Raw genomic sequence first — 23892 nt, 5'->3', positions numbered from 1 at the left:
AGCCAACGACAGAAGGAGAAAAGCAAATGTCCTGGCAGAAAGACTCCATCATGGCCCGCAAGGGCGTCGCCAAAGGCGAGCGCGGCAAGGTGCACACCATCACGGAAGGCGAGCAGGGCAAGTACCATTACGTCTACGGTCCCTATGTGAAGCCGGTGCTGACCGTCGATCCCGGCGCCGTCGTCTCTGCGGAGACGCATGATGCGTTCGAGGGCGCCATCCAGAAGGAGACCGACAGTCCGTCGAAAATCCTCAACTTCCCGTTCCTCAATCCGCAGAACGGACCGATCCACGTCAACGGCGCCGAGAAGGGCGATACGCTCGCCGTCTATATCGAGAGCATCGTGCCGCGCGGGCCGCAGCCGCGCGGCACTACGGTGATCATGCCGGAGTTCGGTGGCCTCGTCAGTACGGGCAACACCGCGCTGCTCAATCCGGCGCTTCCCGAACGCGTCAAAAAGCTCGAGATCGACGCCAAGACCGGCACCAAATGGAACGACAAGATCACGCTGCCCTATGAGCCCTTCATCGGCACCATCGGCACCTCGCCGGAGATCGAGGCGATCTCCTCGCTCGTCCCCGATTACTATGGCGGCAACATGGACCTGCCGGATGTCGGCGTCGGCGCCGTCATCTACCTGCCGGTCAACACCAAGGGCGCGCTGCTCTATCTCGGCGATTGCCATGCCGCGCAAGGCGATGGCGAGCTATGCGGCGTCGCCATCGAGCATCCGACCGTGACAACGGTCCAGGTCGACCTCATCAAGAACTGGACCATTGCCTGGCCGCGGCTGGAGACCAAGGACTTTATCATGACGATCGGCTCGGCCCGACCGATGGAAGACGCCGCCCGCATCGCCTATCGCGAGCTGTGCCGCTGGATGGCGGCCGATTACGGCTTCGAAGAAATCGACGCCTATATGCTGCTGACCCAGGCCGGGCGTGTCAGGCTGGGCAACATGGTCGATCCCAAATACACGTTGGGCGCTTCCATCAAGAAGTCTTATCTCGGTTGAGCAGGCCGGATCATGTCCATCGTTCACAAGGTCGCCGCTGTCCAGTTCGAGCCGATCATGTTCGAGAAGGAGCGCAACGTTGCGCGCCTGCTCGAACTCTGCGAGCAGGCGGCGGCGGCCGGTGCAAGGCTCATCGTCACGCCGGAGATGGGAACGACCGGCTATTGCTGGTTCGACCGGGCCGAGGTTGCGCCGTTCGTCGAGACGATCCCGGGGCCGACCACGAGTCGGTTCGCGGCGCTGGCACGGAAGCATGATTGCTACATCGTCGTCGGCATGCCCGAGGTCGACGACGACAACATCTACTTCAACACCGCCGTGCTGATCGGGCCCGATGGTATCGTCGGGCGCCACCGCAAGACGCACCCTTACATCTCCGAGCCGAAATGGGCCGCGGCGGGCGATCTGCACAATCAGGTGTTCGAGACGCCGATCGGGCGGATCGCGCTGCTGATCTGCATGGACATTCATTTCGTCGAAACCGCGCGGCTGATGGCGCTGGGCGGCGCGGACGTCATCTGCCACATCTCGAACTGGCTGGCGGAGCGCACGCCGGCCCCTTACTGGATCAGCCGCGCGTTCGAGAACGGCTGCTACGTCATCGAGAGCAACCGGTGGGGGCTCGAACGCACGGTGCAGTTCAGCGGCGGGAGCTGCGTGATCGCGCCGGACGGGCAGGTCACGGCCGTGCTGGACAAGGGCGACGGCGTTCTGATGTCCGAGATCGATCTCGACGCCGCGCGCGCGCGTCGGGTGCTCGGCGAGAGGGTGTTCGCACAGCGGCGGCCGGAGCTCTATCCGGAGCTGCTCACCGACACGTTCAGCTGGAACCCGCGCGATTTCTTCGGTCTTTATGGCCACGAGCCGTGGCCGGCCGGCAAGACCTCGCGGGTCAGCGTCGCACAGTTTTCACCCTCCAATGATTTCGGCCAAAATCTTCAGACGATCTCCGCGCTCGCGCGCAAGGCCAGCGCCGAAGGCGCGGAGCTCGTCGTCTTCCCGGAGCTCGCTCTGACGGGCCTGGCCGATCCTCCAGGAACGGCGCAACCGATCTCGGGGCCGGTGACCGACAGTCTTGGCCAGCTTGCGGAGGAGCTCGACCTCTATCTCGTCTGTGGCCTTGCCGAGCGCGACGGCGATCTCGTCTACAACAGCGCCTGCCTCGTCACCCCGGATGGCGACATCTCGGTCTATCGCAAGACGCATCTTACCACCGACGAGCAAAGCTGGGCGACAGCCGGCGAGGGTTGGACCGTCGTCGACACGCCGATCGGCCGTATCGGGCTGTTGATCGGTCACGATGCTTCGTTCCCGGAGGCGGGCCGGGTGCTGGCGCTGCGCGGCTGTGATCTCGTCGCCTGTCCCGCCGCGATCAAGGGACGCTTCAGTTCGTCGCATCCCGGCACACAGGTCGAACAGCCGAAGCCGATTCCGACCGGCCCGGATCCGCTCCACTGGCATCATTTCCGTGTTCGGGCCGGCGAGAACAATCTGTTCTTCGCCTTCGCCAATGTCGTCGATCCCGATCGTGGCTATCCCGGGCTGAGCGGTGTATTCGGCCCCGACACGTTCGCGTTCCCGCGACGGGAGGCGATCGCGGCCGGCGGCGCGGGTCTTGCAACCGCGCTGGTCGACACCACCAATCTCGACAGTGTCTATCCGACCAATGTCGTGCGGCGAAAGGATCTGGTGTCGATGCGCATGCCGCACAGCTATCGCGGATTGGTCAAAGTGGTGGCAAACAACTACTGAACCAGGAAGAGGAAGCCGATCATGGATCTGGGACTCAAGGGCGCAAAAGTTATCGTTACGGGAAGCACCAAAGGGATCGGCCGCGCGATCGCCGAGACCTTTGCCGCCGAGGGCGCCGACGTCGGTGTGTGCTCGCGCAATCTGGCCGAGGTCGAAAGCACGGTCGCTGCGCTCAAGGCCAAGGGCGTCGCCGCCTATGGCGGTGCAGTCGACGTTGCCGATGCAGCGGTTCTAAAGAGCTGGGTCGGCGATATGGCGTCAAAGCTCGGCGGCGTCGATGTCGTCGTCGCCAATGTCAGCGCGCTCGCGATCGGACAGGACGACGAAAGCTGGCAGAAGGAATTCTCGACCGACATGATGGGCACGGTCCGGCTCGTGAACGCGGCCATGCCCTATCTGGAGAAGAGCAAGGCCGGCGCGATCGTCACCATCTCCAGCGTCTCCGGGCGCGAGGTCGATTTCGCGGCCGGCCCTTACGGCACGTTCAAGGCGGCGATCATCCATTACACGCAGGGGCTCGCCAATCAGCTCGCGGGGAAGGGCATCCGCGCCAATTCGGTCTCGCCGGGCAACACCTATTTCGAGGGTGGGGTCTGGAACATGATCAAGGACAACAATCCAGAGCTCTACAAGACGGCCCTGGCGCTCAATCCGACGGGACGCATGGGCACGCCCCAGGAAATGGCCAACGCCGTGGTGTTTCTCGCCAGCGGTGCGGCGAGCTTCATCACCGGGACGAACCTCGTCGTCGACGGCGCATTGACGCGCGGCGTCCAGTTCTAGCGACGGCGCGATCGCAGGGACACACGGTTTACCGATCCGCGTCCTGGTCCTGGCGCGTCTCGGCAACCCCGACTGTGCCACCGAGTTGCGATGCCGCTTACGGGGCCGGTTGTCAGATGATACTGACCGAACTAACAATACCCGACATGGGGTGGTGGACACGTCACGTCGATGAGCCATCCACGATCAGGGGGGATCTTCGAGCTTGCAAGTCGCTGCCTTCCCGTCGGACCGCGCTGAAGAAATCCTCGCGTCGGCTTCCAGGCTATTTGCCCGCCATAGCTATGCCAATGTGACGATGGAGCAGGTCGCAGCGTCCGTTCGATCGGTGCCGGGCGCGCTGTACCATTATTTCCGCGACAAGGACGACCTGATCTATCACTGCTATCTCCGCGGCCTTGCAATCTACAGGCGCGAGATCGAGACGGCGGCTGAACCCGGTGTCGATGGGCTCGAGATCGTCAGGCGCTTTATCCGTGCCCGGTTGCGGTCGGAAGGCCAGCGCATGATCCTGTTCACAGACATCGATGCGCTGGCTCCCTCCTACAGCAGTGATGTACACGCCAGGCGCTGGCAGAATGCCGCGCTGCTGGCCGACATTCTCAGCCGAGGCGTTGCCGACGGCTCGATCGCCTGCGAGGAGCCGCTGCTGACGGCGGTCGCCCTCATCTCCATCCTGGATTGGGTTCCGTTCTGGCTCTCAGAGCGCGACTACTACACCCGCCAGCAGGCGATTGATGCGATCGATGACGTCATCACGCATGGCGTTTATCGGCGTGAGATCGCCTTGCCGGACATGCCGGAACCACCGAGCCTGGAGCCGTTTCTCCAGGCTCGCTCGAAATTGAATAAACGCGCCGCGAAGCTGGACAGGATGCTCTCAATTGCCTCGGACAGTTTCAATCGCAGGGGGGCTTCCGGTACGTCTCTTGAGAGCATCGCGGCGGATGCAGGCATGACCCGCGCCGGCATCTACTATCACTTCAGCGAAAAAGAGAGCCTGTTGCTGGCTTGCCTGCAAAGAGGCCTGGCTGGTGAGATCGCCATTCGAGATCATCTGCAGGATCTGGGGTTGGGGGCGTTCGATCATATCGTCCAAAGAGTCCGCCTCTTGTTGATGCTGCACGCCACGCCCTGCGGCCCCAAGGCGACCTATCACAACATCAACTATCTCAACGCTATTGATCGAAAGCACTATGTCGCACGGGCACTCGCAACGATCCGGCAGGACGAGAATAACCATCAGCGCTGGATCGACGAGGGAAGCCTCCGCAGCATCGACACGTATTTCGCAGAACGTGTTTTGACCGGCATGAGCCATTGGTACCCGATCTGGTTCGGAGATGGACGAGGCTGGTCAGCGATGCGGATTGCCGATCATTTCTCGCGGTTATTCCTCGCAGGGCTCAAGCCGCGTCGACGCGCGGTCTAAAGACGTAGGTCGCCGGCAGCTCAGCCGCCAAAAGTTGACTTGGATTTCAATATTCGGAGGGTGCGACAATCTTAATGTTCACGACCTAATTACAGCTTGCGTCAAAACTTTACACAGTATTCAATATTTGGGATAGCAGGTGGCGCGACCGAAGTTGTGAGTCAGCTTCGATCGCCAAGGAACAAGAACATCCAAAAGGGAGAAAGCCAGGATGCACAGGCTCGTAATTGCTGCGGCGGCAGCGCTGACGGTGCTCGGAGGCACGGCATTCGCGCAGGAAACTATCAAGATCGGCTACATCGATCCGCTCTCCGGCGGCGGCGCCAGCGTTGGTGAAGGCGGCTTGAAGACGTTCCAGTATCTCGCCGACGAGATCAACGCCAAAGGCGGCATCCTCGGCCGCAAGATCGAGATTCTGCCCCTCGACAACAAGACCAATCCGCAGGAAAGCCTGGTGCAGGCGCAGAAGGCGATCGACGCCGGCGCCCGCTACATCACGCAGGGCAACGGCTCGTCGGTGGCCGCCGCGCTGTCCGATTTCGTCACCAAGAACAACACGCGCAATCCTGGCAAGGAAGTCCTGTACTTCAACTATGCCGCTGTCGATCCGAGCCTGACCAACGAAAAGTGCAGTTTCTGGCATTTCCGCTGGGATGCCAGCTCGGACATCAAGATGGAAGCGCTCACCAGCTATATGAAGGATGTCCCCGCGATCAAGAAGGTGTACCTGATCAATCAGGACTATTCCTTCGGCCAGTCGGTGCGCGCCGATGCGCGCAAGATGCTGGGCGCCAAGCGGCCGGACATCCAGATCGTCGGCGACGAACTGCACCCGCTGCTGAAGATCACAGACTTCTCGCCCTACATCGCGAAGATCAAGGCTTCGGGCGCCGACAGCGTCGTGACCGGCAATTGGGGCCAGGACATCGCATTGCTGCTCAAGGCAGCTGCGGACGCCGGCCTCAAGGTCAATTGGTATACCTACTACGCCGGCGGTGCCGGTGGTCCGACCGCGATCAAGCAGACGGGCCTCGACCATCAGGTGTTCCAGATCACGGAAGGCTTTGCCAATTCCGGCCACCAGCCGGCAATGGACTTCGAGAAGACCTTCCGCGCCAAGGTCAACATGTCGCTGTGGTATCCGCGCGCGGTCAACGAGATGCGCATGTTCAAGGCTGCGGCCGAGAAGGCCAACTCACTCGATCCCGTGAAGGTCGCGGCTGCGCTCGAGGATCTCAAATTCGAGGTGCTCGATGGCGGCGAGGGCCTCATGCGCAAGGATGATCACCAGTTCTTCCAGCCGATCTACATCTCCTCGTTCGGCAAGCTCGCTGCAAACGAGCCGTTCGACGAGGAAGGCACCGGCTGGGGATGGCACCTGGTCTCGAAGGTCGATACTTCCAAGACGACCGTTCCCACCACCTGCAAGATGACCCGGCCGTAAGCTGGAATAGCTTCGCCTTCCCGCGGCCGATGGAGGCCGCGGGAATGGTTGAGGTTCGCGTACGGGACCGACAAATTTGTCGAGGCCTCTTCGGTCTCGGCTAGAGGTTTGAATGCTGTGCTTGAACTGATCGTTATATCGACACTGAACGGTCTGCTGTTCGGCATGCTGCTGTTCCTGCTGTCGAGCGGCCTGACCGTCATCTTCAGTATGATGGGCGTGCTCAACTTCGCCCACGCCAGCTTCTATATGCTCGGCGCCTTCTTCGGCTTCCAGCTCACCAAATGGATCGGCTTCTGGCCGGCGCTGCTGCTGGCACCGCTGCTGGTTGGCGCGATCGGCATGGCGGTCGAGCGCTACGGCCTGCGCAACACGCACAAGCACGGCCACGTCGCGGAGCTGCTCCTGACTTTCGGTCTCGCCTTCGCGATCGAGGAAATCGTCGCGATGATGTGGGGCAGGAGTCCGGTCGATTACCGCGTGCCGGCGTTGCTCGACTTCCCGGCCTTCACGATCTTCTCGACCAATTATCCCGCCTACAAGATCTTCATGCTGGCCGTGTCGATCCTGATCTTCATCGTGCTGCTGATGGTGCTCAAGCGCACGCGGGTTGGCCTGATCGTTCAGGCCGCGCTGACGCATCCCCACATGGTCGGGCATCTCGGTCACAATGTCGGACGCATCTTCATGCTGGTGTTCGGCGTCGGCAGCGCGCTGGCGGGAATTGCCGGCGTGATCGCCGGTCCGGCGCTGGTCACCCAGTCCGATATGGCCGCGGCATTGGGGCCGATCCTGTTCGTGGTCATCGTGTTCGGCGGCCTCGGCTCCTTGCCGGGAGCCTTCATCGCTTCGCTCGTCATCGGCTTGGTGCAAACCTTCGCGGTCGCGCTGAACGGTTCGCTCGCGAGTGCCTTCGGTCCGCTCGATCCGTCGATGGGCCCCTCCGTTCTCACCGACATCTGGAACGTCACGATCGCCCAGGTGGCGCCGATCGTGCCGTACCTCCTGCTGGTGATCATTCTGATTGTGCGCCCCATGGGCCTGATGGGGACGCGCGAAACATGAGCGCCACGACGACTTCCGCATCGAAGGTTGCAGACAAGCCCGCCGGCGATGCCTTGCGCTTCTACGGCGTCTGGCTGGTCGGTATCGCTGCGTTGATCGTGCTGCCGATGATCTTCTCCTCCGGCGGCTCGCTCACGTCCTTCAGCCTGATCGGCATCGCGATCGTCTTCGCGCTGTCCTACAACATCCTGCTCGGCCAAACCGGCCTCTTGTCGTTCGGCCATGCGGTGCATTACGGGCTCGGCGGCTTCGCGGCCTGCCATGTGATGAATGCGGTGGTTTCGCACGGCTGGCCGATCCCGTTGCCGTTCATCCCGCTGTTCGGCGGGCTCGGCGGTCTCGCTTTCGCGATGATCATCGGCTGGGTGATGACGAAGCGCGCCGGCACCGTGTTCTCGATGATCTCGCTCGGCATTGCCGAATTGGTGGCGTCCTCCTCGCTGATCCTGCGTTCCGTGTTCGGCGGCGAGTCCGGAGTCTCGACCGACCGCACGGCTCTGCCGAAAATGTTCGGCTGGACGTTCGGCCCGCAGCTTCAGGTCTACTACCTGATCGCGTTCTGGCTGGTGATCTCCGCGATCGCGATGTACGCGCTGACGCGGACGCCGCTGGGGCGCATCAGCAACGCGGTGCGCGACAATCCCGAGCGCGTCCAGTTCATCGGCTATGATCCCCATGTGGTCCGCTACATCGCTTTCTGCTTTGCCGGCTTCTTCGCCGGCGTCGCCGGGGGACTGGCTGCGATCAACTTCGAGATCGCCAATTCGGCCTATCTCGGCGCGATCCAGTCCGGCCTCGTCCTGTTCTCAACCTTCATTGGCGGCGTCGCCTTCTTCTTTGGTCCGATCCTCGGCGCGATCCTCGTGACTTATCTGCAGCTTGGGCTGACCAGCGTCACGGGCGTGTGGCAGCTCTATTTCGGCATTATCTTCATCGGCATCGTGATGCTGTCCCCGGGCGGGATTGCTGGGCTGGTCATGATGCACCGGCCGCTGGCTCGTGCCGGAACTCTGCCGACGCTGATTCCGTCCTACCTCGTCGCAGCGGTGCCGACCCTCGCGCTGGCCTGCGGCGTGATCCTGACGATCGAGTCGATCGCGCGCACGCATAGCGGGCAGGGCAGTCCGATCAACCTGTTCGGCGTTGCCTTCAACCCGGCGTCGCCAGTGACATGGGCGAGTGCGGCGGTTCTCATCTTCGGCGGCTTCTTCGTGGCACGCCTGAGCTGGCGGCGGGTCGCCGATGCTTGGGATCGCGCGGCGACGGTCGCGCGCGACCGGGGGTATCTGGCATGACGGCAGCCATCGAAGTCAGCGCTGTCGAAAAGCGCTTCGGCAATGTCAGCATCATCCGCGATCTCAATCTCAGTGTCGCGCAAGGCGAGCGTCATGCCATCATCGGTCCGAACGGCGCCGGCAAATCGACGACGTTCAACCTGATCAGCGGCCATATCAAGCCGACCTCGGGTGAGGTGAGGCTCAATGGCGACGTGATCTCAGGTCTGAGGCCGTTCGAGATCAACAGGCGCGGGCTGTCGCGGTCGTTCCAGGTCACCAATGTGTTCGCGCGCATGTCGGTCTGGGAGAACGTGCGTTGTGCCGTGCTGTGGGCGACGGGGCACCGTTACGCCTTCTGGAAGAACGTCGACAGCCTGCCTGAGGTGCGCGAGCGGACCGCGCAGATCCTCGACGACATCCATCTCACGCATCGGCGCGATGTGCCGGCCGGATTATTGACCTACGCCGAGCAGCGCGAGCTAGAGATCGGTATCACCATCGCCAGCGGTGCCACCGTGGTGATTCTGGACGAGCCGACCGCCGGCATGAGCCACGCCGAGACCGAACGTGCAGTCGCGCTGATCCGGCGGCTCACCGAAGGCAAGACCCTCGTCATCGTCGAGCACGACATGAGCGTCGTGTTCGGCCTTGCCGATCGCATTTCCGTGCTAGTCTACGGCCACATCATCGCCTCGGGCACGCCGGAGGAGATCCGGCGCGATCCGAAGGTCAAGGAAGCCTATCTCGGCGAGGAAGCGCACTGATGCTCGAGGTCAGGGACCTGCACGCCTATTACGGCAAGAGCCACATTCTCCAGGGCGTCGATCTCGATGTCGCCGCTGGCGAGGTCGTGAGCCTGCTCGGACGCAATGGTGTCGGGCGTTCGACCACGGTCAAGGCGATCATGGGCGAGGTCGTGCCGCAAGGCACGATCCGCTTCAAGGGCAAGGACATCGCCGGGCTGCCGAGCTACAGGATTGCGCGTCTCGGTCTCGGCTATGTGCCGGAGCATCGTGACATCTTTCCGGGTCTGACCGTTCGCCAGAACCTGCTTCTCGGCATCAAGGACACGCGACGTCCCGGCAAATGGCAGCTCCAGGACATGCTCGACATGTTTCCCAATCTCGCCGCGCGGGCCGACACGGAGGCGGGGGTGCTGTCCGGCGGCGAAAAGCAGATGCTCACGACCTGCCGCACGCTGATGGGCGATCCGGACCTGATCATGATCGACGAGCCGACCGAAGGCCTCGCGCCGCTCATCGTCCAGCAGGTTGGTGATCTCATCGCCCGCATTGCGCAAGCCGGCGTCGCCATTCTCCTCGTCGAGCAGAAACTGTCGATTGCGATGAAGATCTCGAACCGCGTCTACGTCATGGGACACGGCCGTGTGGTTTTCGAAGGTACGCCCGAGCAACTGAAGTCAAACGCCGAAGTTCGCGCGCAATGGTTGGAAGTGTGAGAACGGGCGCATCTGCCGGTCGATGCAGAGTTCGACTTGTTTGGCGGCTCTGGTTTGGTCTCTCTATCGTCTCGCACATGGCCCGTCAAAGCGTTCGTTCAGCTCAACCCCTCCGCTGGTTGAGATAGCGAAGCGCAAGCTTGATGAAATTGTGCACGACCATCGACGTCTCGTCCTTTCTGAACACCAGAAACACGTCCGCCGTGGGCGGCGAGGGCCTGATCGGGCGGAAGACGATGTCGGTGGTCGTGAACCGCGCGATCGATTGCGGCACCAGTGCCACGCCGAAGCCTGCGGCAATCAGGCTCGGGATCGACTGGGCGTCGACGACTTGCTGGGACACTTTTGGGAGAAAGCCGGCGTCGACACAGCATGTCTGCACGTAGCGGGCGAAATCGGAGCTGTTCGGATCCAGCACGACGTGCTCCTCGGCGGCGAGATCGCCGAGGGCGATGCGCTTGCGTTGCGCCAGCCGATGGCTGCGGGCCACGGCGAGAACGACCTCTTCGCGCCATGCCAGCTTGCTGGAGAGGTCGCGCTCGGCGGGCGTGCCGCGAATGAGGCAGATGTTGGTGGTACGGTTGAGGAGCGCTGCGATCTGCAGCGCCGGCGCCTGCTCGTGCACCGTCATTCTCACCTGCGGAGCAACCTTCCGGTAGGCCGCGAGCAACTCGGCGAGACGACCGCGCAGGATGGAGCCGGTCGCTCCGACGTCCAGCGTCCCGACCAGGCCCGCGCCGATCGACCGGACCTCGTCTTCGGTGACCTTGAGCTGCTGCAGGATCGCGCGCCCCCGCACCAGCATGGCGTCACCGGCCTGCGTCAGCTCGACCCTGCGGCTGGTCCGGTAGAGGAGCTGGGTCCCGAGCTCGGCTTCGAGCGCCTGGATGTGCTGGCTGAGCGGCGGCTGCGAAAGATTCAGTCGCCGGGCAGCGAGAGTGAAGCTGCGCTCCTCGGCGACCGCGACGAAGTACCGGAGCTGGCGCAGATCCATAGCGAAAGCCTATCAATCGTGTCGTTCTATATATTGGACTTGGCAACACGGCTGGTCAACGAATGACCGATGGAGGCTGCTTGCGTGCTGCCGCAACGAACGGCTCCGCCGCGGCGACCTCGCCGCCAACGACAAGAATGGCGAAGGCCCAAGGCCGACCAAGCCAAGCAGATGCAAGCCCAGCGCGCGAGGAAAGCCATGCCCAGGATTTTCAAGTCACTCTTCTTCCAGGTGGTCGTCGCCCTCGCGGCCGGCATCGCGCTCGGCATGGCCTATCCCGACACCGCATTGCAGATGAAGCCGCTCGGCGACGGCTTCATCAAGCTCATCAAAATGCTGGTGCCCGTCATCGTGTTCTGCGTCGTGGTGCAGGGCATATCGGCCGCCGGCGACCTGTCGAAGGTCGGAAGGGTCGGCATTCGCGCGCTGCTCTATTTCGAGATCGTCACCACGCTCGCCCTGGTGTTCGGCATCGCGCTCGCCTACTATTTCCAGCCCGGCGCCGGCATGAACATCGACCCGCGGACGCTGGACGCCAAGGCGCTCAGCGGCTTCAGCCAGACCGCGGCGCAGGTCGCCGGCGGCGGCGTCTCCGAATTTCTGATGAAGCTCATCCCCTCGACCATGGTCGGCGCCTTCAGCTCCGGCGACGTGCTCCAGGTGCTGATCATCTCGATCATGTTTGGCTGCGCCATGTCGTTGTGCGGCGAGCGCGCGAGACCGGTCGTCGAATTCGTCGAGCGGGTCAACGAGATCATCTTCAAGATGATGAACTTCGTCGTCCGCCTCGCGCCGATCGGCGTCTTCGGTGCGATCGCCTTCACGGTTGGCAAATACGGCATCGGCTCGCTCAAGCAGCTCGGCGGGCTGGTCGCCCTGTTCTATCTGGCGGTGTTTTTCTTCGTGGCCGTCGTGCTCGGCGCGATCATGCGGCTTTCGGGCTTCAGCCTGTTCAAGCTGCTGGTCTATCTGCGCGAAGAGCTGATGATCGTGCTCGGCACCGCCGCAGGCGACAGCGTGCTGCCGCAGACCATGCGCAAGCTCGAACAGCTCGGAATCAAGCGCTCGACGGTCGGTCTGGTCATCCCGACGGGGTACTCGTTCAATCTCGATGCCTTCTCGATCTACCTGACCCTGGCGGCGGTCTTCATTGCGCAGGCGACCAACACGCCGCTCGCGACCGGCGATCTCCTTGCGATCCTCGGCGTCGCGTTGCTCACCTCAAAGGGGGCGCATGGCGTGCCGGGCTCGGCCATCGTCGTCCTCGCGGCGACGCTCGCCGCCATTCCGGCCATCCCGGCGATCGGACTGGTGCTGATCCTGTCGGTGGACTGGTTCATCGGCATCGCCCGCGCGCTCGGCAATTATGTCGGAAATTGCGTTGCTACCGTCGTGGTTGCCTCGTGGGAAGGCGACCTTGATCGCGCCAAGGCGCGGCGCATCCTCGATGGCGAGATCGTTCCTTCAAGCGAGACCCTGCAGATCGACCCGGCCGGTGCGAACGCGCCCGTCGCGGGTCTGCAAACGTCCTGAACGCCGAGGCATCGATGACGACACTCTCGATCGAGCCCTTGACAAAGCAGGCCTTCGCGCCGTTCGGCGAGGTCGTTGAAACGGCAGGGTCGACGCCGCTGTCGATCAACCAGGGCCATGCCGCGCGCTACAACGAACTCGCCACTATCGATGTCGGCGCGGAAAGCGGACAGGTCAACATCAGCTGGTTCATCGCCTCTCAGCGGCCCGCGCCGATCGCCATCCGCCTGATGGAACGCCATCCGCTTGGAAGCCAGCTGTTCATGCCGCTGAACGGAGAGGACTGGCTGGTCGTCGTTTGCGCGGACCCGCGCGACCTCTCGAGCTACCGGGCGTTCGCGGCCAATGGCAAGCAGGGCGTGAATTATGCCCGAAACTGTTGGCACCATCCGCTGCTGGTCCTGAAGGACGCAAGCTCGTTCCTCGTCGTCGATCGAAAGGGTGGTGGCGACAATCTCGAAGAACATTGGCTGGACGAGATCATCCAGCTCGATCCCGGCACAGCCGCAGGCTGATCCCGGTAACCACGAGGCTTGATGATGTCATCGCAAACCTATCACATCCCGCAAGGTGGCCTTCCGCCCCAAACCGATCTCCTGAGCGGCCGGGCCGTCTTTACGAACGCCTACGCCGTCATCCCGAGCGGCGTGCAGCGCGATATCGTCGTCAGCCATCTGCCGCACTGGGACGACACGCGCCTCTGGGTGCTGGCGCGACCGCTCTCCGGATTCGCCGAGACGTTTTCGCATTACCTCATGGACATCGCGCCGGGTGGCGGAAGTGAAGTCCCCGAGCCGGAGAAGGGCGCCCAAGGGGCGTTGTTCGTCGTGGGCGGAAACCTCGTTCTCAAATTGGCGGGCAAAGAGCGTGAGCTCAAGCCCGGCGGCTTCGCCTATCTGCCGCCCGGTTGCACCTGGAGCCTGCGAAACCGCGGCGAGAAGCCGGCGCAGCTGCACTGGATCCGCAAGCTGTATCAACGCGTGCCCGGATTGGCCGAGCCCGATGTGATCGTGACCAACGCAGATTCGGTCGAACCTGTCGCGATGCCGGGCACCGAGGGAAGGTGGGCAACCATGCGCTTCATCGATCCCGCCGATCTGCGATACGACATGCACATCAACATCGTCACGTTCGAGCCGGGTGCGACAATCCCTTTCGCAGAGACGCACGTCATGGAGCACGGATTATACGTCCTCGAAGGCAAGGCCGTGTACCGGCTCAACCGGGACTGGGTCGAGGTCGAGGCCGGCGACTATATGTGGCTGCGCGCCTTCTGCCCGCAGGCCTGCTATGCCGGCGGCCCCGGCCGGTTTCGCTATCTGCTCTACAAGGATGTCAATCGGCACATGAATCTGCGGCAGGGACCTCCGCTGATCTGATCCCCAGCAATCCGCCCCTGCCATCGAGCGGTTGCAGGAACCTTCATCCCATGCGTGAGTTGGCCGGGCGGGCAGGGCGAAAGTCACGAGGCCAACCGTGCAAGACGACGTGCGCGTGCGTTCCACGGCGCAAATCGCGGGGCATCCGATTCATCCGATGCTGGTGCCGATCCCGATCGCGTGCTTCATCGGCGCGCTCTTGACCGACATCGCCTATGTCGCGAGCGCCGAGATCATGTGGGCGGATTTTTCCGCCTGGCTATTGGTTGTTGGCGTCGTCTTCGGCGTGCTCGCGGCGATCGCGGGCCTGACTGATTTCCTCGGCAACCGCCTGGTGCGGGCGCAGCCGCCGGCCTGGCCGCATCTGATCGGCAATGCCGTCGCGCTGATCCTGGCGATCTTCAACACGATGATCCACATGCGCGATGGCTGGACGTCGGTGTGGCCCACCGGTCTCGTGCTTTCGGCAGTCACCGTGCTGATCCTGCCCGTCACCGGCTGGCTCGGCTGGGCAATGGTCTATCGTCACGGCGTGGGAGTTGCGCGATGATGCCTTCAATTGTCCGCGCGCTGTCGTGCACTGCGTTGCTCTGTCTGGCCGGCTGCAACGACGGCAGCGGCGATCCCAACGCGCAAATCGGCCCCAATCCGGTGCTGCCGGAATTCCAGCAATATCTGATGCCGCCGATCCACATCGCCCGCATCGTCGGCTGGAAGAAGGACGAAACGCCCACCGTCGCACCGGGCCTGCAGGCCAAGGCGTTCGCGACCGGCTTGCAGCATCCGCGTTTTCTCTACGTGCTGCCCAATGGCGACGTGCTGGTGGTGGAGTCCAAGGCGCCGAAGGGCGCTCCGATCAAGCGTCCCAAGGAATTCGTGATGGGGTACATCGAGTCCTGGGCGACGTCGGGCGGCGGCGACACCGGGCCGGGCAACCGCATCACGCTGCTGCGCGACAGCAATGGCGACGGCGTGCCCGACACGCAGAGCGTCTTCCTCGACCATCTCAACTCGCCGTTCGGCGTCGCGCTGGTCGGCAACGATCTCTACGTCGCCAACACCGATGCGATCGTCAGATACCCCTACACCGAAGGTGATACCCGGATCACCGCGCCCGGAACGGTGCTGACGCCGCTGCCGGGCGGGCCGATCAATCATCACTGGACCAAGAGCCTGGTCGCGAGCCCCGACGGGACGAAGCTCTATGCCGGGGTCGGCTCCAACAGCAACATCGCCGAGAACGGCATGGAGGCCGAGCACAACCGCGCCGCCATCCTCGAAATCGACCGCGCCAGCGGCCGCTGGCGGGTGTTCGCGAGCGGCCTGCGCAATCCGAACGGCCTCAGCTTCGAGCCGCAGACCGGCGCGCTGTGGACGGTGGTCAACGAGCGCGACGAGATCGGGCCGGATCTCGTGCCGGACTACATGACCTCGGTGAAGGACGGCGGCTTCTATGGCTGGCCTTACAGCTATTGGGGCCAGCACGTCGATCCCCGCGTCAAGCCGGAACGGCCCGACCTCGTCGCCAAGGCGATCGTGCCGGACTATGCGCTGAGCTCGCATGTGGCTCCGCTCGGCATGGCATTTTACACCGGTACCAGCCTGCCGCGCGACTATCGGAGCGGCGCCTTCGTCGGCGAGCACGGCAGCTGGAACCGGCAGGTGCTGAACGGCTACAAGGTCGTGTTCGTGCCGTTTACGGACGGCAAGCCGAGCGGACCGGCGCGGGATGTCGTGACCGGCTTCCTCAACAGCGACAATCAGGCGCGTGGACGCCCCGTCGGCGTCGCCATCGACAAGAGCGGCGCGCTGCTGGTCGCCGATGACAGCGGCAATACGGTGTGGCGGGTCAGCGCGACGCACCCGCAGCTGACGCAACGTTAAGCCGGCCGGCGCGTTATCGGGCAGACGGTTTTCTGAACGCCAAGGAGTTGGACAATGGGCCTCGCTCAATACGCCATCGTGCCGGTGCAGGACGAATGGGGCGTGCTGCATGACGGCGACGTCAAGAGCCGATACGCCACCAAGGAAGCCGCCTTCGAGTCGGCGGTCGCGGCGGCGTCGCTTGCCTTACGTGAGGGACACGAGGTCCATGTCAGCGTGCCCGGCCGCGAAGCTGGAGAGAACGCCCTCGGCATCAAGAGCCGGACCGCGGAACAGTTGTGACGAAGGAGGCCGCGATGACCAAGCCCCGTGAGCCGAACGGTGTCGAGCCACCCCATTCCGAAGAGGACATGCAGCGGGAGCAGCTCGGGCCGCGCGGCGTCCCCGGCGCGCCTGACCCGGCCAGGATGACCCCGCAGCGGGAGAAGAAGACCCCGAAGCATATCGAGCTGGGTCACACATCCTAAAGCGCGTGCTCTGCGGCTGACGCCGCGGTGCCATTCGGAACCGTCATTTCCGTGACCTGAATCTGCGGGTAAGACCCATCTGTCGGCGCATTGGCGCCCCCGGCAGGCGACGGTTGGAATGCGCTTCTTGAAATCTGACGGCAGACTCGTCGGGGTCCTGCTGGTGCTCGCGATCACGCAGCTGATCGGATGGGGCACGATCGGGCTTCCCGCGATCGTCGGCCGTGACATGGCGGCGGATCTCGGCATGAGCCTGCCGGCCGTGTTCGCCGGGACTTCGGTGCTTTATGTCACCATGGGTCTGTGCGCGCCCTGGCTTGCCAAGGCGTTCGCACGGCATGGCGCGCGCAGGGTCATGATGATCGGGACGGTCGTCACCGTGCCCGGATTCGTGCTTCTGTTCTTCGCGCGCGAGCCGATGCTGTACTTCGCCGCCTGGATCGTCTTCGGCCTGGCGGGCAGCGCCACGCTCTCGACCGGCGCCTATATCATGCTGAACGAGGTTGCCGGGCAGAACGCCAGGAGCGCCATCGGCGCGCTCATGCTGGTGACCGGATTGTCCAGCAGCATCTTCTGGCCGACGACGTCGTTTCTCAGCGGTCATTTCGGCTGGCGCGGAACGTGCCTCGCCTATGCCGCCATGCTGCTTCTCGTCTCGCTTCCGCTCTATGCGTTCGGAGCACCGCGCCGGACGGAGCCGAAGCAGGACGGCGCCGCGCCGGCAAAGCACGCGGACGTGCCCCGGACCCCGCGAAGCACGTTCGGCCTCGTCGTTTGTGCGATTACCCTCAATGCGTTCGTTTCATTCGGTCTTAGCGCCGTGTTCGTCGAATTGTTGCGTGCCGAGGGGCTGGCGCCCGCGCAAGCCATTGCCTTCGGCTCGATGCTCGGTGTGATTCAGGTCAGCGCGCGCGGGCTCGACTTCCTCGGCGGCGGGCGTTGGGACGGCATCACGACCGGCCTCGTCGCCGGGACGGCATTGCCGATCGCCATGCTGCTGCTGATGCTGAGCGAGGGCACGACCTGGGCGGTCGCGGTCTTCATCCTGCTCTACGGCGCCGGCAGTGGCGCCATGGCAGTGGCGCGGGCGACCATCCCGCTGGTGTTCTACGACCAGGCCGAGTTCGCCAAGGCAATGTCGATGATCGCGCTGCCGCTCAACCTCGCCTCCGCCATCTCGCCGCCGCTTCTTGCCGGGTTGCTGACGGAGTTCGGCAGCCGCGCTGCGCTCGGTCTCACCTTCGTCTGCTCCTGCGCGGCCGTGGTGATGCTGGTGCTGCTGGGACGGCGACGGCCGCGGATGGCCCCGGTCCTGACCTAGCGTTATTCGCGGCGCGGAATTCGACACCCGGGCGATCCTGCTGCCGGGCAAGGGATAGCCGTATGCCGGGAGTGCAGTGCTCGGAGCCCGAAAATGGTGTATCGGCAGGGTGCGCGACCAGAGCTACGAGCCGCCGCGCAAGATTCCAGTTCCCCGGAGGAAATCGACATGTCGGCCCTGCCGCTCTCAGGCATCAAGATCCTTGACCTCACCCGCGTGCTGGCCGGGCCCCTGTCGGCCCAGATGCTGGGGGATCTGGGTGCGGAGGTCATCAAGATCGAGCGGCCGGGCACTGGCGACGACGCACGTGCCTTCGGCCCGCCTTACCTCGCCGATCCCGAAGGCAAGGCCAACAACAACAACTCGTTCTATCTCTGCGCCAACCGCAACAAGAAGTCCGTCACCGTCAACATCGCCAAGCCCGAGGGGCAGGCCATCATCCGCGAGCTCGCCAAGGACGTCGACGTCTTCATGGAGAACTACAAGGTCGGCGATCTCAAGCGCTACGGCCTCGACTATGAATCGATCAAGGCGGTCAACCCCGGCATCATCTATTGCTCGGTGACCGGCTTCGGCCAGACCGGGCCTTACGCGCCGCGCGCCGGCTATGACGCGATCCTGCAGGCCATGGGCGGGCTGATGAGCGTTACCGGACATATCGACGGCGAGCCCGGCGAGGGCCCGATGAAGGTCGGTCCGTCCATCGTGGACTACATGACCGGGATGAACTCGTCGATCGGCATCCTCTCGGCGCTCTACCATCGCGACGCCAATGGCGGGCAGGGACAGCACATCGATGTCTGCCTGTTCGACACCGTCATCGCCTCGCTGTCGCATTGGCTGCAGATCTACCTCGTCAATGGCAAGACCCCACCGCGCCGCGGCACGTGGGGCAATGGCGGCATGCCCGCCGGCGTCTTCCGTTGCACCGATGGCGAGCTGATGCTGGTGGTCGGCAATGACGGCCAGTTCCAGCGCACCTGCGCCGTGCTCGGCGAGCCCGGGCTCGCGAGCGATCCGCGCTTCGTCAAGAACAACGACCGCGTCGTGCACGGCAAGGAGATCATGGCGATCTTCGCCGGCCTATTCCTGAAGAAGCCGGTGGCCTACTGGCTGGAGAAGCTGGAGGAGGCCGGCGTGCCCTCGGGCCCGATCAACAATTTCGAGCAGGTGTTCTCCGATCCGCACGTGCAGTCGCGCGGCATGCGGGTGAAGGTCAATCATCCCTTCGAGCCCGATTTGTCGCTGGTCCGCAACGCACTGACCCTCTCGGAGACCCCGATCAAGGACTACCGTGCCCCGCCGCTACTCGGCGAGCACACCCACGAGGTGCTCGGCGGCAAGCTCGGCTATGATGCCGGCAAGATCGAGCAGCTGAAGCAGCAGGGCATCATCTGACTGGCTCTTCCCGCAGGGCGCGATGCTCGGGCTTACCTGAGGCTTGCGCGCAATCCCCAGATAACCCCGGTCCGTAGTCGCACAGGCTTCCGTTCCGCGCCAGACTCTGATCCGATCTCTCCACTTGAGTTCGGGAGGGAAGTGAATGTCCTACACGATCGGGTTCCAGGCAAAGAACCAGAAGGGAATTCTGGCGACCGAGGCAGCGACCGCCAATCAGGCCGTCGCCATCGTTGCCGCGCTGCGGCAAAGCTCCGACGAGATCAAGTTCATCCGTTCGCCTCAGGAAGGCGAGATGGGGATCGAGATGCTGCTGCTGCTGGCCAAGGAAGAGGCCGAGGAGATGCCGCAGCGGGTGTAACCCGCCGACCACACACTTCGATCAGAAGCGAACCATGCCGGCTGCGGAATGATGTAGCCAGACATCGGACCCGCTCGGACTGAAGGTGGTTGCCATGAAACGCGAAGCGCTCCGCGTAGAGCCGATCTCGACCTTCCTCGATCGCGCGCAGGCGCCGGTTTCGCCGGTGACACGCGCTGGCAGCATGATCTTCGTCGCCGGCCTCCCGCCGTTTGACCCCAGGACGGGCGAGATCGCCTCCGTCCCGATTGAGCGGCAGAGCGAACTCGTCATGGAGCAGATGAAGCTGTGCCTCCAGACCGCCGGAGCCTCGCTCGACAACGTTATGAAGTGCAACGTCTACTGCACGTCCACGAAACACTTCGCTGCCTTCAACGCGGTCTATGCGCGCTATTTCCCCAGCGATCCACCAGCGCGGATTTTCGTCTGCACGCCGGAATGGTTCGGCCCCTTCGACGTCGAGATCGACTGCATCGCGATGGTGTAAACGCTAGCGCGCCGCGACCTTCGCCGGCGCCTTTGCCTCGGCCTTTCCCGCCGTCAGTGCCATCGTCGCGACGGTGACGACGCGCGCGACCACGTCCTCAACGTCGTCGAGATCGCATTTGCCTTCCGACAGCTTGGTCAGCCGCTCGCTCTCGCGGATGGTGTGGTGCGCCATGGCCAGCGCGAAGTTGAGGCCCCAGTAGATATCGACGTCGCTGCGGTCGGGCAGGGACCTGCGCATCGCGCCGGCGAATTTCCGCAAATGGTCGATCTCGCGGTTCTTGATGCGGCGGATCGGCGGCACGGATTCGATCGAGGCGCGGATCATGAAGCGAGCCGCGGTGGAACGCTGGTTCTCGGGCCCGAGGCAGCCGCGCAGCGGCGGGCCGACCAGCGCGCGCAGGATCGCCTCGATCGGTGCGCGGCCGCCGCCTTGCTCCTCGGCATCCTTCAGCTGCCGCAGGCGCTCGCGATTGGTCGCGATCGAGCGGGTGACGAACAGTTCCGCAATCAGCTCGTCCTTCGAGCCGAAATGATAGTTCACCGCGGCGAGGTTGACATTGGCCTCCGCGACGATGTCGCGCAGCGTCACGTCGCTGAAGCCACGATCGGCATAGAGCCGCTCGGCGGCGGCGAGAATGGCAGACCTCGTATGATCGCTGGCCATGGGCGCCCTGAATGAGGGGAGTTGCAATTCAAACACTTGTATGAAACTATCGTTTGAAGGCCGGAGAAAGTCAATCCGCAATCGGGATCGTTGGCACCTCTCGCTCACGTTCCGAAGCGGCCGCAGAGGCACGCGCATTCGCGCTTGCGGGCGGCGTGTGGCGGCAGGACACTTCGGCGCAAAACGAGATCGCAAAGCAAGACGAGGAGCGTCCCATGGATTTCGACCTGTCCCCCAAGCAGAAGGAATGGCTCGACCGCGTGCAGTCCTTCATGGCCAAGCATGTGCGCCCAGCGGTGCCGGTCTACGACCAGCAGGACAAGGCCGGCGACCGCTGGAAGGTCATTCCGGTCCTTGAAGACCTCAAGAAGAAGGCCAAGGCCGAGGGCCTCTGGAACATGTTCATGCCGCCGTCCGAGCACGAGGACGACGAATTCCGCGGCGCGGGACTGACCAATCTCGAATACGCGCTGCTGTCGGAGGAGATGGGCCGCATCACCTGGGCCTCCGAAGTGTTCAACTGCTCGGCGCCCGACACCGGCAACATGGAAGTGTTCATCCGCTACGGCACCAAGGAGCAGAAGCGCAAATGGCTGCGCCCGCTGATGGACGGCGAGATCCGCTCCGCCTTCCTGATGACGGAACCCGCCGTGGCCTCGTCGGACGCGACCAACATCGAGACCCGCATCGAGAAGGACGGCGATCACTACGTCATCAACGGCCGCAAATGGTGGTCATCCGGCGTCGGCGATCCCCGCTGCAAGATCGCGATCCTGATGGGCAAGACCGATTTCAAGGCGGCCAAGCACCAACAACAGTCGCAGATCCTGGTTCCGCTCGATACGCCCGGCATCAAGGTCGAGAAGATGCTGCCGGTGTTCGGCTTCGACGATGCGCCGCACGGCCATGCCCAGGTGCTGCTCGAAAACGTGCGCGTGCCGAAGGAGAACATCCTGCTCGGCGAGGGCCGCGGCTTCGAGATCGCGCAGGGCCGTCTTGGTCCCGGCCGTATCCATCACTGCATGCGCACCATCGGCAAGGCCGAGGAAGCCCTGGAGAAGATGGTGAAGCGGCTGGCCTCGCGTACCGCTTTCGGTAAGAAAATCGTCGAGCACAGCGTGTGGGAGCAGCGCATCGGCGAGGCCCGCACCAACATCGAGATGACCCGGCTTCTGTGCCTCAAGGCGGCCGACATGATGGACAAGGTCGGCAACAAGACTGCGCAGGCCGAGATCGCCATGATCAAGGTCGCAGCGCCCAACATGGCATTGAAGATCATCGACGAGGCGATCCAGGCCTTCGGTGGCGGCGGCGTCTCGGATGAAGCGGGCCTTGCCAAGGACTACGCCCATATCCGTACGCTGCGGCTCGCCGACGGCCCGGACGAGGTGCACAATCGCGCCATTGCCAGGCTCGAACTTCGGAAGTATGCAAACTCTCCAAGTCACTGAGAGGGAGGGCCCGCGGCGCTCCCGACCTGAAGAAACGACAGGGCTTGATCCGGTGACCGCTTGACGCAAGTGCGTCAGCGGTTACCGATTAGGATCATGCGCGACCTGAAATGGTCAGGACTGAAGAGGGAGCGTCATCGTGGCTGACGGCGTCAGGAAAGACGAAGAGTTCTCGGGCACCAAGCCAGTCGAGGAGCGGCATCGCTTCGACGAGCTGCGGCTCGAGGCCTGGATGCGCGAGAACGTCGAAGGCTATGAAGGCCCGCTGGTTGTCCTCCAGTTCAAAGGCGGTCAATCCAACCCGACCTATCGGCTGAACACGCCGAACCGCTCCTATGTGATGCGCCGCAAGCCGTTCGGCAAATTGCTGCCGTCCGCGCACGCGGTCGATCGCGAATATCGCGTCATTGCAGCCCTTGGAAAACAGGGCTTTCCGGTCGCGCGCGCTTACGCGCTGTGCCAGGACGACGGCGTCATTGGCGCCGCCTTCTACATCATGTCGATGGAGGAGGGCCGCGTATTCTGGGATCCGACGCTGCCGAGTCAGGACAACGATGCGCGCCGTAACATCTTCACCAGCAAGATCGAGACGCTGGCGAAGCTCCATATGTTCGATCCCGTCGCGATCGGCCTCGGCGACTTCGGCAAGCCAGGCAACTATTTCGCGCGCCAGATCGACCGCTGGACCAAGCAGTACCGGGCGTCCGAAACCCAGCACATTCCCGAGTTCGAGAAGGTCGCCGAATGGCTGCCCAAGACCGTGCCGGAGCAGGCGCGCGTCTCGATTGTCCACGGCGATTATCGTCTCGACAACATGATTTTCCACGCGACGGAACCGCGCGTGCAGGCCGTGCTGGACTGGGAGCTGTCGACGCTCGGCGATCCCATGGCCGACTTCACCTATCTGTTGATGCAGTGGATCATGCCGGGCCTCGACGGTGCCGACCTCAAGGCACTCAACATCCCGAGCGTGGAGGAGGCGGCGCAGATCTATTGCAACGTCACCAGGATGACGGTGCCGGATCTCAACTGGTACTTCGCCTACAACCTGTTCCGCCTCGCCGGCATCACCCAAGGCATCGCCGGCCGCGTCCGCGACGGCACCGCCGCCAACGCCAAGGCGCTGGAGTCAGCCAAGCGCACCGTGCCGCTGTCCAAGGCCTCCTGGGAATACGCGCAGAAGGCGGGCGCGGTGTAGGAGATGCGAAGCGCGGCCGATGGCCGCGCTTTTGGCTCGTATGCGCTGCTCTCGTGTCCCGGACGCGGTGCAGCACGCAGTGCTGCTCCGCAGAGCCGGGACCCAGTCACGTCGCCAAAGTATTCAGCTCGTCCGTGAGATCGCGCCACCCCGGATTGAGGTCTTCAATCAGCTTGAGCTTCCAGGCGCGCCGCCAACGCTTCAGCGTATGCTCGCGCGAGCGTGCTTCGAGCGCCGACTCGAAGGTTTCGAAATAGACCAGCAGTGTCACATCGTACTGCCGCGTGAAGCCCGGTATGAGCTTGGCCTTGTGCTCGGTCATCCGGCGAGTGAGGTCGTTGGTGACGCCGACATAGAGGGTCCCGTTTCGCTTGCTCGCAAGAATATAAACGAAGAAGGGCATGGTTGTGCAACCAGCGCTGATGCGATGCGATCTAGGGTGGCATATCTCGATGGTGTCGCCAAGCGCTCTGGGTCCCGGCTCTGCAGTGCGGTACTCCGCACCGCACTGCGTCCGGGACACGA

The 23892-nt window shown here is 63.6% G+C and carries 25 protein-coding genes; 22 read left to right on the top strand and 3 right to left on the bottom strand.

The window, feature by feature from the left end; all coding sequences use genetic code 11:
- The first annotated feature begins 26 nt into the window (after positions 1–26).
- The 9 genes from LPJ38_RS28950 to LPJ38_RS28910 all read left to right on the top strand — a co-directional run bounded on the left by LPJ38_RS28950 (position 27) and on the right by LPJ38_RS28910 (position 10228).
- A complete protein-coding gene (locus LPJ38_RS28950) occupies positions 27–1016 on the top strand; it encodes an acetamidase/formamidase family protein (protein WP_145629605.1) in 990 nt (329 codons plus the stop codon).
- Between the two features lie 12 nt (positions 1017–1028).
- Entirely contained in the window at positions 1029–2768 is a 1740-nt protein-coding gene (locus LPJ38_RS28945) for a nitrilase-related carbon-nitrogen hydrolase (RefSeq protein ID WP_145629612.1), read from the top strand.
- 21 nt (positions 2769–2789) lie between these two features.
- Entirely contained in the window at positions 2790–3551 is a 762-nt protein-coding gene (locus LPJ38_RS28940) for an SDR family NAD(P)-dependent oxidoreductase (protein WP_145629619.1), read from the top strand.
- A gap of 205 nt (positions 3552–3756) precedes the next feature.
- Positions 3757–4983, top strand: a complete 1227-nt coding sequence (locus LPJ38_RS28935; protein WP_145629626.1) for a TetR/AcrR family transcriptional regulator — start codon at positions 3757–3759, stop codon at positions 4981–4983.
- A gap of 211 nt (positions 4984–5194) precedes the next feature.
- Complete coding sequence (locus LPJ38_RS28930; RefSeq protein WP_145629633.1) at positions 5195–6427, top strand: branched-chain amino acid ABC transporter substrate-binding protein; 1233 nt, start codon at positions 5195–5197, stop codon at positions 6425–6427.
- Positions 6428–6544: 117 nt separating this feature from the next.
- Positions 6545–7492, top strand: coding sequence for a branched-chain amino acid ABC transporter permease (locus LPJ38_RS28925; RefSeq protein WP_145629640.1), 948 nt, complete (start codon positions 6545–6547; stop codon positions 7490–7492).
- On the top strand, positions 7489–8787 hold the full coding sequence (locus tag LPJ38_RS28920) for a branched-chain amino acid ABC transporter permease (RefSeq protein ID WP_145629647.1): 1299 nt from the start codon (positions 7489–7491) through the stop codon (positions 8785–8787). The genes LPJ38_RS28925 and LPJ38_RS28920 overlap by 4 nt, the downstream gene beginning before the upstream one ends.
- Positions 8784–9533, top strand: coding sequence for an ABC transporter ATP-binding protein (locus tag LPJ38_RS28915; protein ID WP_145629656.1), 750 nt, complete (start codon positions 8784–8786; stop codon positions 9531–9533). The genes LPJ38_RS28920 and LPJ38_RS28915 overlap by 4 nt, the downstream gene beginning before the upstream one ends.
- Entirely contained in the window at positions 9533–10228 is a 696-nt protein-coding gene (locus LPJ38_RS28910) for an ABC transporter ATP-binding protein (RefSeq protein ID WP_008549546.1), read from the top strand. The genes LPJ38_RS28915 and LPJ38_RS28910 overlap by 1 nt, the downstream gene beginning before the upstream one ends.
- A 103-nt stretch (positions 10229–10331) precedes the next feature.
- Here the strand turns inward: LPJ38_RS28910 and LPJ38_RS28905 are convergent, their stop codons facing one another.
- Positions 10332–11222 carry a LysR substrate-binding domain-containing protein gene (locus LPJ38_RS28905; protein WP_145629663.1) on the bottom strand — a complete coding sequence of 297 codons (891 nt, stop codon included), beginning with the start codon at positions 11220–11222 and terminating at the stop codon, positions 10332–10334.
- A gap of 198 nt (positions 11223–11420) precedes the next feature.
- Here LPJ38_RS28905 and LPJ38_RS28900 point away from each other — a divergent pair, with 198 nt between their 5' ends.
- The 11 genes from LPJ38_RS28900 (at position 11421) to LPJ38_RS28850 (ending at position 20052) form a co-directional block, all read left to right on the top strand.
- Positions 11421–12755, top strand: a complete 1335-nt coding sequence (locus LPJ38_RS28900) for a C4-dicarboxylate transporter DctA (protein ID WP_145629670.1) — start codon at positions 11421–11423, stop codon at positions 12753–12755.
- Between the two features lie 14 nt (positions 12756–12769).
- A complete protein-coding gene (locus LPJ38_RS28895) occupies positions 12770–13270 on the top strand; it encodes an ureidoglycolate lyase (protein WP_145629677.1) in 501 nt (166 codons plus the stop codon).
- Between the two features lie 24 nt (positions 13271–13294).
- Positions 13295–14134, top strand: coding sequence for a bifunctional allantoicase/(S)-ureidoglycine aminohydrolase (locus LPJ38_RS28890; RefSeq protein ID WP_145630150.1), 840 nt, complete (start codon positions 13295–13297; stop codon positions 14132–14134).
- Between the two features lie 97 nt (positions 14135–14231).
- Entirely contained in the window at positions 14232–14684 is a 453-nt protein-coding gene (locus LPJ38_RS28885; RefSeq protein ID WP_145629684.1) for a DUF2231 domain-containing protein, read from the top strand.
- Positions 14681–16018 carry a PQQ-dependent sugar dehydrogenase gene (locus tag LPJ38_RS28880; RefSeq protein WP_145629691.1) on the top strand — a complete coding sequence of 446 codons (1338 nt, stop codon included), beginning with the start codon at positions 14681–14683 and terminating at the stop codon, positions 16016–16018. Before LPJ38_RS28885 ends, LPJ38_RS28880 begins: the two co-directional genes overlap by 4 nt.
- A gap of 54 nt (positions 16019–16072) precedes the next feature.
- Positions 16073–16300, top strand: a complete 228-nt coding sequence (locus LPJ38_RS28875; protein ID WP_008549523.1) for a hypothetical protein — start codon at positions 16073–16075, stop codon at positions 16298–16300.
- Between the two features lie 14 nt (positions 16301–16314).
- Positions 16315–16485, top strand: a complete 171-nt coding sequence (locus tag LPJ38_RS28870) for a hypothetical protein (protein ID WP_167520287.1) — start codon at positions 16315–16317, stop codon at positions 16483–16485.
- A 118-nt stretch (positions 16486–16603) separates the two neighbouring features.
- Positions 16604–17806: an MFS transporter gene (locus tag LPJ38_RS28865; protein ID WP_145629699.1), complete on the top strand. Its 1203-nt coding sequence runs from the start codon at positions 16604–16606 to the stop codon at positions 17804–17806.
- Positions 17807–17974: 168 nt separating this feature from the next.
- Positions 17975–19204 (top strand): CaiB/BaiF CoA transferase family protein, encoded by a 1230-nt coding sequence (locus tag LPJ38_RS28860; protein WP_145629707.1) that lies wholly within the window; start codon positions 17975–17977, stop codon positions 19202–19204.
- Between the two features lie 145 nt (positions 19205–19349).
- Positions 19350–19565: a hypothetical protein gene (locus tag LPJ38_RS28855; RefSeq protein ID WP_060736389.1), complete on the top strand. Its 216-nt coding sequence runs from the start codon at positions 19350–19352 to the stop codon at positions 19563–19565.
- A gap of 94 nt (positions 19566–19659) precedes the next feature.
- Positions 19660–20052 carry a RidA family protein gene (locus LPJ38_RS28850; RefSeq protein WP_167520288.1) on the top strand — a complete coding sequence of 131 codons (393 nt, stop codon included), beginning with the start codon at positions 19660–19662 and terminating at the stop codon, positions 20050–20052.
- A gap of 3 nt (positions 20053–20055) precedes the next feature.
- Here the strand turns inward: LPJ38_RS28850 and LPJ38_RS28845 are convergent, their stop codons facing one another.
- Positions 20056–20718, bottom strand: a complete 663-nt coding sequence (locus LPJ38_RS28845; protein ID WP_145629721.1) for a TetR/AcrR family transcriptional regulator — start codon at positions 20716–20718, stop codon at positions 20056–20058.
- A gap of 215 nt (positions 20719–20933) precedes the next feature.
- Here LPJ38_RS28845 and LPJ38_RS28840 point away from each other — a divergent pair, with 215 nt between their 5' ends.
- Positions 20934–22169 (top strand): acyl-CoA dehydrogenase family protein, encoded by a 1236-nt coding sequence (locus LPJ38_RS28840; protein ID WP_145629729.1) that lies wholly within the window; start codon positions 20934–20936, stop codon positions 22167–22169.
- Positions 22170–22308: 139 nt separating this feature from the next.
- The gene (locus tag LPJ38_RS28835; protein WP_145629737.1) at positions 22309–23367 is read left to right on the top strand and encodes a phosphotransferase family protein; all 1059 of its coding nucleotides are present in this window, start codon (positions 22309–22311) and stop codon (positions 23365–23367) included.
- 106 nt (positions 23368–23473) lie between these two features.
- Here LPJ38_RS28835 and LPJ38_RS28830 read toward each other — a convergent pair whose 3' ends face one another.
- Positions 23474–23770 carry a GIY-YIG nuclease family protein gene (locus LPJ38_RS28830; protein WP_145629745.1) on the bottom strand — a complete coding sequence of 99 codons (297 nt, stop codon included), beginning with the start codon at positions 23768–23770 and terminating at the stop codon, positions 23474–23476.
- Between the last annotated feature and the right edge of the window lie 122 nt (positions 23771–23892).

The organism is Bradyrhizobium daqingense, from assembly GCF_021044685.1.
In the GTDB taxonomy this organism is placed as follows: domain Bacteria; phylum Pseudomonadota; class Alphaproteobacteria; order Rhizobiales; family Xanthobacteraceae; genus Bradyrhizobium; species Bradyrhizobium daqingense.
The sequence above is the reverse complement of the archived record's forward strand: the minus strand, read 5'-3'. Positions and strand labels throughout refer to the sequence as shown.

Bases quoted from the DNA above. Each gene is read 5' to 3' on its own strand.
- LPJ38_RS28930 (WP_145629633.1), top strand. From the start codon at position 5,195: ATGCACAGGCTCGTAATTGCTGCGGCGGCAGCGCTGACGGTGCTCGGA.
- LPJ38_RS28915 (WP_145629656.1), top strand. From the start codon at position 8,784: ATGACGGCAGCCATCGAAGTCAGCGCTGTCGAAAAGCGCTTCGGCAAT.
- LPJ38_RS28920 (WP_145629647.1), top strand. From the start codon at position 7,489: ATGAGCGCCACGACGACTTCCGCATCGAAGGTTGCAGACAAGCCCGCC.
- LPJ38_RS28945 (WP_145629612.1), top strand. From the start codon at position 1,029: ATGTCCATCGTTCACAAGGTCGCCGCTGTCCAGTTCGAGCCGATCATG.
- LPJ38_RS28940 (WP_145629619.1), top strand. From the start codon at position 2,790: ATGGATCTGGGACTCAAGGGCGCAAAAGTTATCGTTACGGGAAGCACC.
- LPJ38_RS28905 (WP_145629663.1), bottom strand. From the start codon at position 11,222: ATGGATCTGCGCCAGCTCCGGTACTTCGTCGCGGTCGCCGAGGAGCGC.
- LPJ38_RS28840 (WP_145629729.1), top strand. From the start codon at position 20,934: ATGGATTTCGACCTGTCCCCCAAGCAGAAGGAATGGCTCGACCGCGTG.
- LPJ38_RS28870 (WP_167520287.1), top strand. From the start codon at position 16,315: ATGACCAAGCCCCGTGAGCCGAACGGTGTCGAGCCACCCCATTCCGAA.
- LPJ38_RS28845 (WP_145629721.1), bottom strand. From the start codon at position 20,718: ATGGCCAGCGATCATACGAGGTCTGCCATTCTCGCCGCCGCCGAGCGG.
- LPJ38_RS28950 (WP_145629605.1), top strand. From the start codon at position 27: ATGTCCTGGCAGAAAGACTCCATCATGGCCCGCAAGGGCGTCGCCAAA.
- LPJ38_RS28895 (WP_145629677.1), top strand. From the start codon at position 12,770: ATGACGACACTCTCGATCGAGCCCTTGACAAAGCAGGCCTTCGCGCCG.
- LPJ38_RS28850 (WP_167520288.1), top strand. From the start codon at position 19,660: ATGAAACGCGAAGCGCTCCGCGTAGAGCCGATCTCGACCTTCCTCGAT.
- LPJ38_RS28900 (WP_145629670.1), top strand. From the start codon at position 11,421: ATGCCCAGGATTTTCAAGTCACTCTTCTTCCAGGTGGTCGTCGCCCTC.
- LPJ38_RS28855 (WP_060736389.1), top strand. From the start codon at position 19,350: ATGTCCTACACGATCGGGTTCCAGGCAAAGAACCAGAAGGGAATTCTG.
- LPJ38_RS28890 (WP_145630150.1), top strand. From the start codon at position 13,295: ATGTCATCGCAAACCTATCACATCCCGCAAGGTGGCCTTCCGCCCCAA.
- LPJ38_RS28860 (WP_145629707.1), top strand. From the start codon at position 17,975: ATGTCGGCCCTGCCGCTCTCAGGCATCAAGATCCTTGACCTCACCCGC.
- LPJ38_RS28830 (WP_145629745.1), bottom strand. From the start codon at position 23,770: ATGCCCTTCTTCGTTTATATTCTTGCGAGCAAGCGAAACGGGACCCTC.
- LPJ38_RS28875 (WP_008549523.1), top strand. From the start codon at position 16,073: ATGGGCCTCGCTCAATACGCCATCGTGCCGGTGCAGGACGAATGGGGC.
- LPJ38_RS28880 (WP_145629691.1), top strand. From the start codon at position 14,681: ATGATGCCTTCAATTGTCCGCGCGCTGTCGTGCACTGCGTTGCTCTGT.
- LPJ38_RS28865 (WP_145629699.1), top strand. From the start codon at position 16,604: ATGCGCTTCTTGAAATCTGACGGCAGACTCGTCGGGGTCCTGCTGGTG.
- LPJ38_RS28910 (WP_008549546.1), top strand. From the start codon at position 9,533: ATGCTCGAGGTCAGGGACCTGCACGCCTATTACGGCAAGAGCCACATT.